This is a genomic window from Streptomyces sp. NPDC085946 (genome assembly GCF_044540485.1).
Classification (GTDB): domain Bacteria; phylum Actinomycetota; class Actinomycetes; order Streptomycetales; family Streptomycetaceae; genus Streptomyces.
This window is the reverse complement of the sequence record NZ_JBITSF010000001.1, coordinates 551135-565878: the sequence shown is the minus strand read 5'-3', so window position 1 is coordinate 565878 and position 14744 is coordinate 551135. Positions and strand designations below refer to the sequence as shown.

The following is a 14744-nucleotide window of genomic DNA, read 5'->3' as shown; positions in this document are numbered from 1 at the left end:
CCCCGCCCATGAGTGAACGCCCCGCCACCGCCGTCGTCCTCGGCGGCTCCCTCGCGGGCCTGCTCGCCGCCCGCGCCCTCGTCGGCGTCGCCGGGCGGGTCACGGTGGTGGAGCGCGACGCGCTGCCCGCCGGGCCGGAGCCGCGCAGGGGCCTGCCGCAGGCCCGCCACGTCCACCAGCTGTGGTCGGGCGGGGTGCGCGCCCTGGAGGAGCTGGTCCCCGGCGTCACCGGCGAGCTGCGGCGGGCGGGCGCGCACCGGCTGCCCGTCACCACGGACATGGTGGCGCTGTCACCGCAGGGCTGGTACCGGCGGTGGGCCGAGTCGCACTTCATGCTGCTGTGCACCCGGGACGTGCTGGACGCCACCGTACGGGCGCGGGTCCGCGCCGACGAGCGGATCGAGCTGGTGGAACGGGCCGAGGCGCTGGGCCTGGAGGGCACCGCCGCGGCGGTGACGGGCGTACGGGTGCGGCTGCGCGACGGTACCGTGCGGGTCCTGCGGGCCGGCCTGGTCGTCGACGCCACCGGCCGCGGCTCCCGCATGCCGCGGTGGCTGGCCGAGCTGGGGCTGCCGGAGCCCGAGCGGCGGGAGGTCGACGCGGGGCTGGCGTACGCCAGCCGGCTCTACCGCGCGCCGGCGGCGGCCCGGGACGGCTTCCCGGTGGTCAACGTGCAGCCCGACCCGCGGTCCGGCCGGCCCGGGCGGGGCGGGGTGCTGCTGCCCGTGGAGGACGGCGGGTGGCTGGTCACCCTGTTCGGCACGCGCGGGGGCGAACCGTCCGCGGACGCCGCGGACTTCGAGCGCTACGCCCGCACCGAGCTGCGGCATCCGCTGATCGCCGAGCTGATCTGCCGGGCGGAGGCGCTGACCGACGTGGCGTTCACCAGGACCACCGCGAACCGCCGCCACTTCTACGAGCGGATGCCGGCCTGGCCGGACAACCTGGTCGTCCTCGGCGACGCGCTCGCCGCCTTCAACCCGGTCTACGGGCACGGGATGTCGGTCGCCGCGCGCAGCGCGCTGGCCCTGCGGGAGGCGCTGCGCCGTTCGGCGGGCGGCCGGGACCGGCCCCGGGCGTCGCGGCGCGTCCAGCGGGCCGTGGCACGGCCGGTGGGCCCGGCCTGGGACCTCGCCGCCGGGCAGGACGTCTTCTTCCCCGGCGCGACGGAGCACGGGCCGACGCTGCGGGAGCGGCTGACGGCCGCGTACGTGGACCGCCTGCTGCTGACCGCCACCGGGAACGGCCGCATCGCCCGGCGGGTCACGGACGTGACCTCGCTGGAGCGGGGCCCGGAGGCGCTGCTGGCGCCGAGCGTGCTGGTGGCGGCGGCGGTCGGGCCGCTCAAGCCGGCGCTGGACGGGCCCCCGCTGACGGAGGCGGAGAGGAAGGCGGCCGGGCTGGTGTAGCGGCCGCCGGGCCGGGCTCGCGCGGCCGGCCCCCGGGGGCGTGCGTCCGCCTCCCGGCAGGGGCGGACCCGGCGGCGGGCCGCGCGGCCCGCCGCCCGCGCCGCGCGGTCAGCCCGCGAACGCCGGCTGCGCCAGCCCCTTCCCGGCTCCCGGCACCACCAGCAGGGAGCCCGCCAGCGGGTGCGGCGCGTCCAGGCCCACCCGGGCCGTCGTGACGTAGAGGTCGGTCAGGTCCGGGCCCCCGAAGGCGCAGGCCGTCACGCGCGGCACCGGCAGCTCGATCACGCGGTCCAGTACGCCGTCCGGCGTGTAGCGGCGCAGCGCAGCGCCGTCCCACAGGGCCACCCACACGCACCCGTCGGCGTCCACGGTGAGGCCGTCGGGGAACCCGGCGCCGTCCTCGACGCGGGCCAGGGTCCGCCGGTCGGACACCCGGCCGTCCGCGTGGTCGAAGACGTCGATGCGGCGGGTCGGCGTGTCGATGTAGTACATCAGCCGGCCGTCGGGGCTCCACCCGGTGCCGTTGCTGACCGTCACGTCACCGAGCACCGGCTCGACCGTGCCGTCGCCGGTGATCCGGGACAGCGTGCCGCCGCCGGGGGCCTCGTCGTAGCGCATGGTGCCGGCCCACAGCGCGCCGTCGGGGGCGACGGCGGCGTCGTTGGCGCGGCGGCCGGGCACGGGGTCGCGGTGCAGCCAGCGGAAGGTGCCGTCGTCGTCCAGCAGGGCCACGCCGTCGCGGAGGTTCAGCACCAGTCCGCCGCCCGCGCGCGGCTTGACCGCCCCGACGTGCTGGTCCGTGCCGCGGACCGTCCGGCGCCCCGAGACCGGGTCGTAGGTGTGCACCCGGGATCCCAGGATGTCGATCCACAGCAGCCGGCCCGCCGCCGCGTCCCAGGTCGGTCCCTCGCCGAGGGCCGCCTGCGCGCGGACCGCGACCTCGTACGCCCTCGTCGCCGTCATGCCGCGCTCCGGTGGCCGAGCCGCTCGGACAGCTCCGCAGCGCCCTTGGCGGCGAGCTGCTCCAGCTCGGCCCGGCGCTCCTCGCTCCAGCGGATCATGGGGACGGAGATGGACAGGGCCGCGACCACCTGGCCGGTCCGGTCCCGGACCGGGGCGGCCACGCAGCTCACGTCCGGGTTGGACTCGCGGTTCTCCACGGCGATGCCGCGCTGCCGGATCCGCGCCAGGGTCTCGCGCAGGGCGGCCGGGTCGGTGATGCTGTTCGCAGTCATCGCGGGCAGCTCGGCGCCGTCGGGGATACGGGCGGCGAGCTCCTGCTCGGGGAGGGAGGCCAGCAGCATCTTGCCGACGGAGGTGCAGTGCGCGGGCAGCCGGCGGCCGGCCGCCGACACCATCCGCACGGCGTGCGTGGAGTCCACCTTGGCGATGTAGATGACGTCGGTGTCCTCGAGGATCGCCACGTGCACGGTCTCGTCGCAGGTCTCGGCGACCGACCGGGCGACCTGCTGCCCCTCGGCGGCGAGGTCGAGCCGCTCGGCGTACCGGGCCCCGAGCTGGTAGGGGCGCACGCCGAGCCGGTAGCGTCCGGGCTGGCCGGGCACGGGGACGATGTACTTGCGCGCGGCGAGCGTGGTCACCAGCTCGTGCACGGTGGTGCGCGGCAGCTGGAGCCTGCGCACGATGTCGGGCGCGGAGAGCGTCCCGTCCCCGTCGAGGAAGAGCTCGAGAATGTCGAGAGCCCGGGTCACGGCTGGTACGAGGCGTCCCACGTCCGGTCCCCTCCCTGTGTGTCTCAGCGCCTGCGTTCGAAATTTCAACAGGCGATCGGCATGACGAACACAGGCTAGACAGAGAGGGCGGGCACGGGCAATGGCCGGGTCCGGCCGGACGCCCGGCCGGACCCGGCTCGTGGTGCCCGCCGGACCCGGCTCGTGGTGCCCGGCCGGACCCCGCCCGCGGCCCCCGGCCGGCCGCGCTCCGTCACCGCCGCGCGCGGGGATCCCCCAGCTCCCCCCGCAACCGCTGCGCCCGCAGCACCATCTCGAGCTCGAAGCGGCGGTCCGGGTCGTCGATCTGGGGGCCGAAGAGGTCGCGGATCTGGCGTAGGCGGTAGCGGACCGTCTGGGGGTGGACGCCGAGGCGGGCCGCGACCTCGGGGGCGCCGCCGCGGGTCTCCAGCCAGGCCAGGAGGGTCTCGGCGAGGCGGCGGCCGTGGGCGGGGCCGCAGTGGGACAGGGGCGCCAGGCAGCGCAGCGCGAGGGCGTCGATCAGCTCCTCGGGCTGCAGCAGCACCAGTGCCTCGGTGTGCTCGGTGCAGTGCAGCACCTCCCCGGACGGCAGCAGGCCCCGTTCCATCAGCCGTACCGCCGCCTCCGCCCAGCGCAACGACTTCGCCGCGGCGGCCGGCGGGACGGGAGGTCCGATCGCGCCGGACCAGCCGGTCAGGGCGCGGTGCAGCAGTTCGGGGCGGCCCGCGGCGTCCGGTTCGGGGACGATCATGCGCGGCTGCTCGTACTCCATGTCGAGCAGCACCCCCTGCCCCACCGCGGGGGCCACCGCCTCCCGCGCCGGGCGCAGCAGCACGCCCACCGCGACCCGGGCGGGCAGCGGCCAGCCGATCCGGGCGGCCCGTTCGGCCAGCGCGTCGGAGGGGTCGCCGCGGTGGTGCTCGGTGAGCAGCAGTTCCACCAGGCGGCGCTGCAGCCGCAGCCGTTCGCCGGCCTGCCGGGCCGCGGCCTCGGCGTAACCGCGCACGGACTGGTCGACCAGGCCGTCGAGGTACTCGTAGCCCGCGTCGACCAGTTCGTACATCGCCGGGGGCGGGATCTCCACGCGCTGGCCGATCTCGGCGAAGCGGCGCCAGGCCATGCGGACGCCCATGCGGTAGATCGCCTGGAGCGCGTCGAGCGAGCGGCCGTTGAGGCCCTCGCCGCGGCCGAAGTCCTGGAAGACGCCGGGGGGCACGGTCGGCCGGCCGGTGGAGAAGTCGGCCTTCTCCAGGTGCTGGACGAAGACCTCGATGGCGCGCCGGATGCCGACCAGGGCCATCGGCTCGCCGGAGTCGTCGAGGACGACGGGCAGGTGGGGGTACTCGCGCTGGATCTCGCGCAGGATCTCCTCGGCGAGTCCGGGCGCCTCGGCCAGGGCGGTCTGCGTGAACCGGCGCACCTTCGGGTGCGGCACGTCGTGCCAGGCCGAGCGGCTCGTGACGGTGCGCGCCGTCACCGGTCAGCTCCCCCGGCCGGCTCGTTCGTACGTGATCAACGGTGTGTTCGGCTGGTCGGGCGTCGCTTCGAGCAGCGCGACGACGCCGAGCGCGGCGGCCACGGCGAGGGCGGCGGCGAGCGCGACGGTCAGTGCGGCGGCGAGCAGTCTGGACATCGCAGGGTCAGCCTCTCTGTCCGAAAGGTCGTCCCCACCCCGGACGGTCACGTCTGCACACCCCTGCCAGTCGTCCGCCCAGTGTCGACAGACATTGACACCCCGTCAAGAGGCGCCTACGGTTCCCGGCCCATACCGCACGCGCACTTTCCCCCACGGTGTCGGCGCGACCGCATCCTCCGGCGCGCCGAGCCGCCTCACGCCCCTGGAGTGCCCGGATGCGCCGTACCGCCTCCCCTTTTTCCCTGCTCCTGCTGGGTCTCGGCACCTTCCTGCTGGTCCTGGCCCCGCTGCTCGCGTGGTACGTGCAACCGCGCGCCGCGGTGAACCCCGTCGACATCGACACCACCGCCGTCTACACCGGCCGGGGCAGCGTCTTCGACACCGACCGGATCGAGACGGTGCCCGACCGGAGGATCACCGTCACCCAGCGGGTGCGGGGCGACGTCGAGGAGAGCGAGCGCAGCGGGAACGCCGTCTGGGACGTGATCACCACCGTCGACACGGACGCGTCGCTGCCGGCCGCCGACCCGCACGACGCGCTGGACTTCACCCCGCACCGCTGGGTCATGGACCGCAGGACCACCAGGCCGGTGCACTGCTGCGGCGAGCGGCCGCGCATCGAGGGCGAGGCGTACCTGAAGTTCCCGTTCGACGTGCGCAAACGCTCCTACGAGTGGTGGGACAACACCCGCGGCTCCACGGTCACGCTGCACTACCGGGGCACCAAGGAGGTCCAGGGCCACACCGGTTACCGCTTCACCGGCACCGTGCCGCCGACGCGGACCGGCACCCGTCTGGTGCCGGGCAGCATCATCGGCCAGCCGCGGCGCCCGCAGGTCCTCGCCGAGGAGTGGTACGCCAACCACGGCGTCGAGCTGGTCGTCGACCGGCGCACGGGCCGGGTGGTCTACGCGCAGACCGGCCCGCGGCGGACCCTGCGGGCGCCGGGCGGCACGAAGGACGCGGCGGTGCTGCTGGACAGCCGGAAGATCGCGTTCACGACCGCGACGCAGCGCGAGGCGGTCCGGCAGGCCGAACGTGACGGCGGGCGGCTACGCCTGGTGGGCGAGACGCTGCCGGCCGGTGCGGCCCTGGCGGGGGGCGTCCTGGCCCTGGCGGGCGGCGTTCTGGTGGCCTGCGGGCGCCGTGCACCCGTACCGGCCGATACGCCGGAAACACCCGGTTCGCCCCGGCCCACGCTCACGAAATGACGTGCCGCCGCCTCCGACAAAGCCCGAAATTGTCACGCCTGTGAGTAGCCGTCGCGATCGTCCGGGCGAAAACTGTCCCATCCCACCCGGGCACACCCCGCCCATACCCCACCCTCAGGAAGAGCTCGGTCCCCCCACAGAGCGTGACGTCCGGCGGCCCCGCCGGCCGCCGCGCTGAGTTCCGCGACCCGAGACGAGTTGGAGCACCGATGCCCCAGCACGTACCGTCCACGCTGCGCACCGCGTCCCCCAGCGCGCCGCAGCACTCCCCGGCCCTCCCCCCGCCTCCCCGCCGGATCGTCTTCCTCGCCCACCGGGACCTCGGCAACCCGTCGGCCGGCGGCTCCGAGCTCCTGGTCGACCGGCTCGCCGACGGTCTGACCCGCCTGGGCCACCAGGTCACCCTGCTGTGCGGGGGCCCGGCCGCCTTCCGCGACTACCGGGTCGTGTCGGCGGGCGGCACCTACGGCCACTACCTGCGCGCCCGTTCCGCCTTCGCCCGCCAGGTCGGCGACTGCGACCTGCTGGTCGAGGTGTGCAACGGGGTGCCGTACCTGGCGCCCCTGTGGCACCGCGGCCCCACGCTGTGCCTGGTCAACCACGTCCACACCGACCTGTGGCCGATGCGCTTCGCCGGGCCGCTGGCCCCGGCCGCCCGGATCGGCCGCAGACTGGAGCACTGGGCGCTGGCCGGTGCCCGGCGGCGCGGCCTGCTGGTCGCCGTCTCCCCGTCCACGGCCCACGCGCTGCGCGCGATCGGCGTGGAGCGCGAACGGATCCGGGTGGTGCACAACGGCGTCGAGGAGCCGGGGCCGCGCGCCGCGCGCTCGCCCGACCCGCTGTTCGTCGCCGTCGGCCGGCTCGTCGAGTACAAGCGCGTCGACCTGCTGCTCCGGCTGTGGGAGCGGGTGCGGCCGGTCACCGGCGGCCGGCTGGTGATCGTCGGCGACGGTCCCGAGCGGCAGCGCCTGGAGCGGCTGGCCGGTCCCGGCGTGGAGTTCGCCGGTCATGTCCCGGAGGCGGAGAAGCACCGGCTGCTGTGCGCGGCCTGGCTGCTGCTGCACCCCTCGGCCGTGGAGGGCTGGGGCCTGGTGGTGACGGAGGCCGCGGCGCGCGAGACCCCGGCCGTCGCCTTCGACGTGCCGGGCCTGCGGGACTCCGTGGTGGACGGCGAGACCGGCGTCCTCGCGCGGGGCGAGTCGTCGTTCGCGGCGGCCTGGTGCACGCTGGCCCTGTCCGGGCACCGGCGTGAGCTGATGGGGAAGGCCGCGCGGGACCGCGCGGCGCGCTACCGCTGGGAGCGGACGGTCCGGCAGTTCCGGGCGGTGGCCGCGGAGGCGGTGCGGAGTTGGGGGCCGTGACGCCCGGTCGCCGGGCCGGCGGCGGCGTCCCGCGGCTGCGGGCCCGTCGTGGCGGGTCGCGCGGTTCCCCGCGCCTCTCCGGCGGGACGTCGCCCGGCCGGCGTGCGAAGGACCCCTCCCTGCGGCGTTCCCTCGCCCTCTTCCGGGCCTTCCTGCGCGAGCAGGACGACCCCGACGCCTGCTACACGCTGCTCGCGCGGGACGCCGCCGACCAGGTCGAGGCGTACGACGGGCCGGTCGCCGGCCGGACGGTGGTGGACGTGGGCGGCGGCAGCGGGTACTTCACCGCCGAGTTCCGCCGGCGCGGCGCGCACGCCTACCTCTTCGAGCCGGACGCGCGGGAGCTGGGCGGGAAGCCGCCCCGGGGCACGGTGATCGCCGACGGGTACCTGCTGCCGCTGGGCGACGGGGTCGCGGACGTCACGTTCTCCTCCAACGTGCTGGAGCACGTGGCCGATCCGCAGACCTTCCTGAGCGAACTGGTCCGGGTGACCCGGCCGGACGGGCTGATCTACGTGTCGTTCACCAACTGGCTGTCGCCGTGGGGCGGGCACGAGTGGGCCCCGTGGCACTACCTCGGCGCGGACCGGGCCCGGGCCCGCTACCTGCGCCGCACCGGCGGGCCCGCCAAGCACAGGCTCGGCGAGAACCTGTTCGCGCACCACGTCGGCACCACGTTGCGGCAGGTGCGCGCCCGGGACGACGTGCGGGTCGTCTCGGCGCGCTCCCGCTACTGGCCGTTCCTCGCGGAGGCCGTCGTCAAGGCGCCCGGCATCCGCGAGGTCGCCACCTGGAACCTCCTCCTCATCCTGCGGCGGTGTCCCCCATGACGACCACGGTCCAGGCTCCCCCTCCGGCAGCCGTCCCCACCTCCCGGGCCGCCTCGGGCCCGCCGGACGGGCCGCGGTCGCGGCGCTGGCTGCTGGGGTTCTGGGCCGTGGTGTTCGTGCTGCTGCTGGCGGTGCGGCCGGGCCGGCAGACCTTCGACACCAAGCTGGGGGTGACGGTCGACCCGGGGCGGTTCCTGTCCGACCTGGGCCAGTTGTGGCACGACCGGGCCGGGTTCGGCGGCATCCAGGACCAGTACGCCGGCTACCTGTGGCCGATGCTGCCGTTCTACTGGGTGGCCGACCTGGTGCGGCTGCCGGTGTGGCTGGCGGAGCGGCTGTGGCTGTCGCTCGTCGTGACCGTCGCCTTCTGGGGCGCGCTGCGGCTGGCCGAGCGGCTGCGCACCGGCAGCGGCGCGTCCCGGCTGCTCGCGGCGACGGCGTACGCGCTGTGGCCGGTGTTCACCACCGTCGTCGGCTCCACCTCGGCCGCCGCGCTGCCCGGCGCGTTCCTGCCGTGGGTGCTGCTGCCGCTGGCGGACGAGCGGTACGCGGCCCGGGTCGCGGCGCTGCGGTCGGCGCTGCTCGTGCCGTTCATGGGCGGGGTGAACGCGGCGGCGACCCTGGCCTCCCTGCTCCCGGCGGGCCTGTACCTGCTGTCCCGGCCGCCCGGCCCCCGGATGCGCCGGCTGATCGCCTGGTGGACGCCGGCCGTGCTGGTGGTGACGGCCTGGTGGTGGATCCCGCTGCTGCTGCTCGGCGCCCACGGCGAGAACTTCCTCCCCTACATCGAGACCGCGCGGACCACGACGTCCACCATGTCGGCGACGGAGGCGCTGCGCGGCGCCGGGAACTGGGTGGCGTACCTGCACTTCGGCGAGGCGTGGCTGCCGGCCGGCTGGACGGTGGCCTCCTCGGTGCCCGTGGTGGTCTGCTCGGCGCTGGCGGCCGGGCTGGGCCTGGCGGGTCTGGCCCGCCGGGACCTGCCGGAGCGGCGCTGGCTGGTGCTGACCGTGCTGGTGTGCGTGCCGGTACTGCTCGCCGGGTACGGCGGCGCGTCCGGGGCGCCCTTCCACGGCGTGGTGCAGGGCTGGCTGGACGGGTGGCTGGCGCCGTTCCGGAACATCTACAAGTTCCAGACGGGCGTGGCGCTGGCGCTGGTGCTGGGCCTCGCCCACCTGGTGGGCGCACCCGCCGGACCGCGCGGGGTCCGCCGGGTGCGCGGCCGCCGCCTCGCCGTGCCGGCCGCGGCGGTGCTGGTGCTGCCGGGGCTGGTGTGGCCGTACCTCAACGGCTCGATCCTCAGCGCCGGTTCGTTCCGGGAGATCCCGGCGTACTGGCGGGCCACGGCCGACTGGCTGGAGACCAACTCGCCCGACGCGCGGGCCCTGGTCGTCCCGGCGACCGCGCACGGCCTGTACACCTGGGGCTCGCCGGTCGACCAGCCGCTGGACGCGGTCGCGCGCTCCCGGTGGGCGCAGCGCGACCACGTCCCCTTCGGCACGCCCGGCAACCGGCGCGCCATGGACGCGGTCGAGCAGGCCCTGACGACCGGCGCCGAGGTCCCGGGCCTGGCGGACTTCCTGAGCCGGGCGGGCCTGTACCACGTCGTCGTCCGCAACGACCTCGACCCCGACCAGATCGGGTACGTGCCGACCACGACGGTCAAGCGCACCCTGGAGCAGTCCGGGTACGAGCGGGTCACGGGCCTCGGCCCGGTCATGACCGGCGGCCGGATCGCGCCGGACACCCCGCTCCAGGTGGAGGGCCTGTACCCGCGGCAGCGGGCGGTGGAGATCTACCGGCCGCGCGCGGCGGACGTGCCGCGCCCCGGGCAGGCCGGGCTGGCCCCGGTCGCGGACACGGCCGTGGTCTCCGGCGGGCCGGAGGCCCTGCTGCCGCTGGCGGCCGGGCTGCGCGGCCGGGCGACCGTGCTGACCGGCGACCGCCATCCCGGGCTCGCCGCCCCGCCGGTGCAGGTGGTGGGCGACGGGATGCGGTACGCGGACACCCGGTTCGGGCTGGTCAACGGGAACACCTCGTACCCGTACACCCGGGACGAGCGCAACGCGCCGGACGCCCAGCAGGACCCGGGCGAGAAGCCGCGCCAGATCCTGCCGACGCGGGGCCTCGCCCACCAGACGGTCGCCGAACTGCGCGGCGCCCGCTCGGTGACGGCCTCCTCGTACGGCAACTGGCTGTTCCACCTCCCGCAGTTCGACCCGGTGCACGCCTTCGACGGCGACCCGGGCACCGCCTGGACGGAGGGCTCGCCGGGTTCGCCGGACGGGCAGTGGCTGCGGATCGGCTTCGACGGCGGCTACGACATGCCGGCGTCGTTCGAGGTGACCCCGCTGCCGCAGGACGGTGTGCGGGCGGCGGCGACCCGGGTGCGGGTGGAGACCCGCAACGGCTCGGTCACCACCGCCCTGCGGCCGGACGGCACGGTGCAGCGCGTCCGGGCGCCGGAGGGGACCACGCCCTGGATGAAGCTGACGATCACCGGCTCGGTGGCCCCGCGGGCCGGCCTGGCCGGCGCCGGCTTCGCCGAGGTCGCCCTGCCGGACGTGCGGGTGACCCGCCTGCTGCGCCTGCCCGCCGACGCCGACGGCTCCGACGCGCCCGCCACGGTGATCTCCCTGCACCGCGCCCCCGACCCCACCGGCCTGTCCCCGACGGGCACCGAGGCGGGCCTGCACCGCCGGTTCACGGCCCCCGCGGCGGGACCGTACGCGGTGCGGGCGAGCGCGGTGCCGGTGCCGGGCGAGGCGCTGGACCGGCTGCTGTACGAGGTGGCGCCGCAGCAGCGGGGCCGCGTCGTCGCCACCGCCGACTCCACGGCGCGCCTCGGCGCGGGCCTGTCGGCGCGCAACCTCACCGACGGCGACCTGACGACGGCGTGGGTCGCGGGCGACCGTCCGACCGTCCACCTGAGGTGGCCGGGCAAGCTGCCGGTGGGCGAGCTGGTGCTGGCCCCGGCGGGCGGCCTGTCCACCCGGGCCACCGAGGTGCACATCGGCTCCCCGGACGGCGCCGCGATCGCCGGCGTCGACCGGAACGGCTGGGTGCGCTTCCCGCCGATCACCACCGACCGCCTCGACATCACGATCACGCGGACCGCCCGGCTGACCCTGCACAACCCGGTCGCCGACGAGCACCTGCGGCTGCCGGTCGGCCTGACCGAGGCGTACGTCCCGGCCCTCGACGCCTACCGCACCCCGCAGCCGCCGGGCACCCGGACGTTCTCGCTGCCCTGCGGGAAGGGCCCCGAGGTGACGGTGGACGGGGAGCGGTACCGCACGGGCGTGCGCGGCACGGTCCGGGACCTGGTGGAGCGGCGGCCCGTCGAGGTCGCCCTCTGCCGGGAGGACCGGCGGGACGCGGAGCTGCGGCTGACCGCGGGCTCGCACCGGCTGGAGAGCCGCGACACGGGCCCGCTGGCGCTGACCGGCGTGACGCTGACCCGCGGCACGGTCGCCGAGGACACCGCCGCCGGGCGCGCGCTGCGGATCCGCGACTGGCTGGGCGACCGCCGCGAACTGACGGTCGGCCCGGGCGCGGCGGCGTACCTCACGACGTACGAGAACCACAACGAGGGCTGGCGGGCCACGCTGGACGGCGAGGAGCTCACCCCCGTGCGGCTGGACGGCTGGCAGCAGGGCTGGCTGGTCCCGGCCGGGGCGGGCGGCACGGTGAAGCTGTCGTACGGGCCGGCCACGACGTACGAGGCCGGGCTGATCGGCAGCGGGGCCGGTGTCGCGGTGCTGGCCGGCCTGGCGCTGTGGCGCCGCCGCGCGCCCGGCCCCGGCGCGCCGCAGCCGGTCCCGCCGCCGCCCGGCCCGTGGCTGGGCGTGGTGGCGACGGCCCTGGCCGGCGTGGTGATCGCGGGGTGGCTCGCGCTGCTGGTCCCGGCGCTGGCGTTCCTGGCGGCGCGGCGGCGCGCCCTGCTGGTGCCGGTGGCGTTCGCGGCCCTGGCGGGGGCGGGGGCCGCCGCCGCGACCGGGGCCGGGGAACCGGTCGGGGCGGGCGGCGGGGCCTTCGGCCACGTGGCCCAACTGCTGGCGCTGACCGGCCTGTTCGCGGCTCTGGTGACCCTGCGGGAGCCGCCCGCCGCCGAGGCGCCGGCGCGGCGGCTGCCCGAGACGGACCCGGGGAAGGACGAGCCCGTATGACGACACCGGTACGCATCCCGTTCCCGGTGGTGGACGAGGTGTCCCGGCACTGCCTCCAGCAGGAGGAGCCGGAGACCGTGCACATCGAGGTCCACCTGCCCGGCCGCCTGGAACCGGCGCGGCTGCGCAAGGCGTTCACCGAGGCCCTGCACCGGCATCCCCGCGTCCTGATGCGGGAGGCGCCGGGGCCCTGGTACCGGCGCCGGTACGAGTGGGAGCTGACGGCGGAACCGGACGTGGCCGTGGTGGGTTTCCCGCCGCCGGGGCGGGACGCGCTGCGGGAGGCGAGGACGCGGGCGCTGACGCAGGCCCCGCCGCTGTCGCTGTCGCCGCCGGTCCGGCTGGAGGCGGTGGAGGGGGCCGGGACCGCGGAGACCGGGTCCGCACCGGGCACGGTGCTGCTCCTGACCGTCAACCACACCGCCCTGGACGGCCCCGCCTGCCTGCGCGTCCTCGCCACCGCGGCGGAGCTCTACGGCGGCCGGGACAACGCCCCCGCCGCCCCGCCCGTCCGCCCGGCGGAGGCCGGGCCGCCGCCCGGGGACGCCCCCTCCCCCTGGGCGCCGCCCGCCCGGGTCGCCCCCGGCACCCCCGGCGGCTCCCCGGGCAACGGCCTGCTCGTCACCGAACTGCCCCTGCCCCGCCGGCCCGAGGGCGTCCCGTACACGGTCAACGACCAGCTGATGGCCGCCACCGCCCTGACCGTCGCCCACTGGAACCGGGAGCGCGGCGCCCGCCCCCGCCCGCTGCGCATCACCATGCCGGTGGACGACCGCCCCCGCGACACCACCATGCCGATCGGCAACGGCACCCGGCTCGTCGAAGTGCCTTTCGCACCCGACGAGTTGACCGGGGACGCCGGCGACGTGCCCGCCCTGCTGCGCCGCACGGCCGCCCGCACCCGCGCCCTGAAGGCCCTGCCGCGCCCGCAGCTCGGGCACGGCGCCGCGCTCCTCACCGCGCCCTGGGCGCCGGTGGCGGTCCGCGCCGCCCTGACCCGCGCCCTGCGCCGGGCGGCCGCCCCGTGGACCTCCACCACCCTGCTCAGCAACATCGGCCGGATCCCGTACCCGCTGGACTTCGGGGAGGAGGCGGGCCGGGCGCACGCGGTGTGGTTCTCGGCCCCGGCCCGCATGCCGCGCGGGCTGACGGTGACGACCGCGTCCACCGCGGGCCGCCTCCACCTGGCGCTGCGCTGGTCCCGCGCCCTGCTCGGCCCCGGCGACGGCGAGCACCTGCGCGACCTGTTCGCCCACCACCTGCGCACCACGGAGGCCGCCCCGTGACCACCGCCCCCACCCACCCCCCGCACCTGCGCGACTTCCACGAGAACCCCGCCGTCCCCCTGGCCCCCGGCACACCCCGCAGCCACCGGGCCCGTACCACGCCCCGCCGGCCCCGCGGCCCGCACGGCCCCGGCCACCGCGCCCACCCGCGCCACCCGCTCGCGCACCACCCGCACACCACGGAGGCCGCCCCGTGACCACCGCCCCCACCCACCCCCCGCACCTGCGCGACTTCCACGAGAACCCCACCGTCCCCCTGGCCCCCGGCACACCCCGCAGCCACCGGGCCCGTACCACGCCCCGCCGGCCCCGCGGCCCGCACGACCCCGGCCACCGCGCCCACCCGCGCCACCCTCTCGCGCACCACCCGCACACCACGGAGGCCGCCCCGTGACCACCGCCCCCGCCCACCCCCCGCACCTGCGCGACTTCTACGAGAACCCCGCCGTCCCCGTGGCCTCCGGCGCACCCCGCAGCCGCCGTCAGGCCCGCATGCTGGCCGCGGCCCTCGGGCCGGCCGCCGGGGGCGCGCGCACCGTCCTCGACGTCGGCTGCGGCGACGGCACCGCCGCCGCCACCGCCGCCCCCTTCCTGCGCGGCCACCGCGTCATCGGCGTCGACTGGTCCCAGGACGCCCTGGCCCGCGCCCGCACCCGGATGCCGTACGCGGTGCGCGGCGAACTCACCGGCGGCGGGCTGCCGTTGCGCACGGCGTGCGCCGACGCCGTGCTGTTCAGCGAGGTGATCGAGCACCTCGTCGACCCGGACGCGGCCCTGGCCGAGATCCGCCGGGTGCTGCGCCCCGGCGGCCACCTGATGCTCTCCACCCCGAACCTGGCCGCCTGGTACAACCGCGCCCTGCTGATGGCCGGGGTGCAGCCGGTCTTCTCCGAGGTGAGCCTGCGCGCGGTCCACGGCCGCCCGGGCCGGGAGGTCGTCGGGCACCTGCGCCTGTACACCGCGCGCGCCCTGCGGGAGTTCGTCGCCGCGTCCGGCTTCGAGGTCGTCCGGCTGGCCGGCGCCCCCTTCCACGGCGTCCCGCGGCCGCTGCGCCCGCTGGACCGGCTGGCCTGCGCCCGGCCGCCGCTGGCGTCGATCCTGCTGCTGCACGCCCGGCGGGCGTGAGGGGC

At 77.0% G+C, this 14744-nt stretch carries 13 protein-coding genes; 9 read left to right on the top strand and 4 right to left on the bottom strand.

The window, feature by feature from the left end:
- Positions 1–8 precede the first annotated feature (8 nt).
- Positions 9–1409: an FAD-dependent oxidoreductase gene (locus tag ACIF8T_RS02465; protein WP_400030299.1), complete on the top strand. Its 1401-nt coding sequence runs from the start codon at positions 9–11 to the stop codon at positions 1407–1409.
- A 108-nt stretch (positions 1410–1517) separates the two neighbouring features.
- Here the strand turns inward: ACIF8T_RS02465 and ACIF8T_RS02460 are convergent, their stop codons facing one another.
- From ACIF8T_RS02460 to ACIF8T_RS02445, 4 genes are all read right to left on the bottom strand, one after another.
- Complete coding sequence (locus ACIF8T_RS02460; RefSeq protein WP_400030297.1) at positions 1518–2372, bottom strand: SMP-30/gluconolactonase/LRE family protein; 855 nt, start codon at positions 2370–2372, stop codon at positions 1518–1520.
- The gene (locus ACIF8T_RS02455) at positions 2369–3142 is read right to left on the bottom strand and encodes an IclR family transcriptional regulator (RefSeq protein WP_400030295.1); all 774 of its coding nucleotides are present in this window, start codon (positions 3140–3142) and stop codon (positions 2369–2371) included. Before ACIF8T_RS02455 ends, ACIF8T_RS02460 begins: the two co-directional genes overlap by 4 nt.
- Before the next feature lie 211 nt (positions 3143–3353).
- Positions 3354–4598, bottom strand: coding sequence for a helix-turn-helix domain-containing protein (locus ACIF8T_RS02450; protein ID WP_400030293.1), 1245 nt, complete (start codon positions 4596–4598; stop codon positions 3354–3356).
- Between the two features lie 3 nt (positions 4599–4601).
- The gene (locus ACIF8T_RS02445; protein WP_400030291.1) at positions 4602–4754 is read right to left on the bottom strand and encodes a hypothetical protein; all 153 of its coding nucleotides are present in this window, start codon (positions 4752–4754) and stop codon (positions 4602–4604) included.
- A 218-nt stretch (positions 4755–4972) separates the two neighbouring features.
- On the opposite strand from ACIF8T_RS02445, the gene ACIF8T_RS02440 reads away from it, so the two are divergent.
- The 8 genes from ACIF8T_RS02440 to ACIF8T_RS02405 all read left to right on the top strand — a co-directional run bounded on the left by ACIF8T_RS02440 (position 4973) and on the right by ACIF8T_RS02405 (position 14739).
- Positions 4973–5968: a DUF3068 domain-containing protein gene (locus tag ACIF8T_RS02440; protein ID WP_400030289.1), complete on the top strand. Its 996-nt coding sequence runs from the start codon at positions 4973–4975 to the stop codon at positions 5966–5968.
- A 209-nt stretch (positions 5969–6177) separates the two neighbouring features.
- Positions 6178–7329, top strand: coding sequence for a glycosyltransferase family 4 protein (locus ACIF8T_RS02435; protein ID WP_400030287.1), 1152 nt, complete (start codon positions 6178–6180; stop codon positions 7327–7329).
- A gap of 119 nt (positions 7330–7448) precedes the next feature.
- Positions 7449–8159 (top strand): class I SAM-dependent methyltransferase, encoded by a 711-nt coding sequence (locus ACIF8T_RS02430; protein ID WP_400031465.1) that lies wholly within the window; start codon positions 7449–7451, stop codon positions 8157–8159.
- Positions 8156–12328: an alpha-(1->3)-arabinofuranosyltransferase family protein gene (locus ACIF8T_RS02425; RefSeq protein ID WP_400030285.1), complete on the top strand. Its 4173-nt coding sequence runs from the start codon at positions 8156–8158 to the stop codon at positions 12326–12328. Before ACIF8T_RS02430 ends, ACIF8T_RS02425 begins: the two co-directional genes overlap by 4 nt.
- On the top strand, positions 12325–13614 hold the full coding sequence (locus tag ACIF8T_RS02420; RefSeq protein WP_400030283.1) for a condensation protein: 1290 nt from the start codon (positions 12325–12327) through the stop codon (positions 13612–13614). Before ACIF8T_RS02425 ends, ACIF8T_RS02420 begins: the two co-directional genes overlap by 4 nt.
- On the top strand, positions 13611–13811 hold the full coding sequence (locus tag ACIF8T_RS02415; protein WP_400030281.1) for a hypothetical protein: 201 nt from the start codon (positions 13611–13613) through the stop codon (positions 13809–13811). The genes ACIF8T_RS02420 and ACIF8T_RS02415 overlap by 4 nt, the downstream gene beginning before the upstream one ends.
- Positions 13808–14008: a hypothetical protein gene (locus tag ACIF8T_RS02410; protein WP_400030279.1), complete on the top strand. Its 201-nt coding sequence runs from the start codon at positions 13808–13810 to the stop codon at positions 14006–14008. Before ACIF8T_RS02415 ends, ACIF8T_RS02410 begins: the two co-directional genes overlap by 4 nt.
- On the top strand, positions 14005–14739 hold the full coding sequence (locus ACIF8T_RS02405) for a methyltransferase domain-containing protein (protein WP_400030277.1): 735 nt from the start codon (positions 14005–14007) through the stop codon (positions 14737–14739). The genes ACIF8T_RS02410 and ACIF8T_RS02405 overlap by 4 nt, the downstream gene beginning before the upstream one ends.
- Positions 14740–14744: the final 5 nt, after the last annotated feature.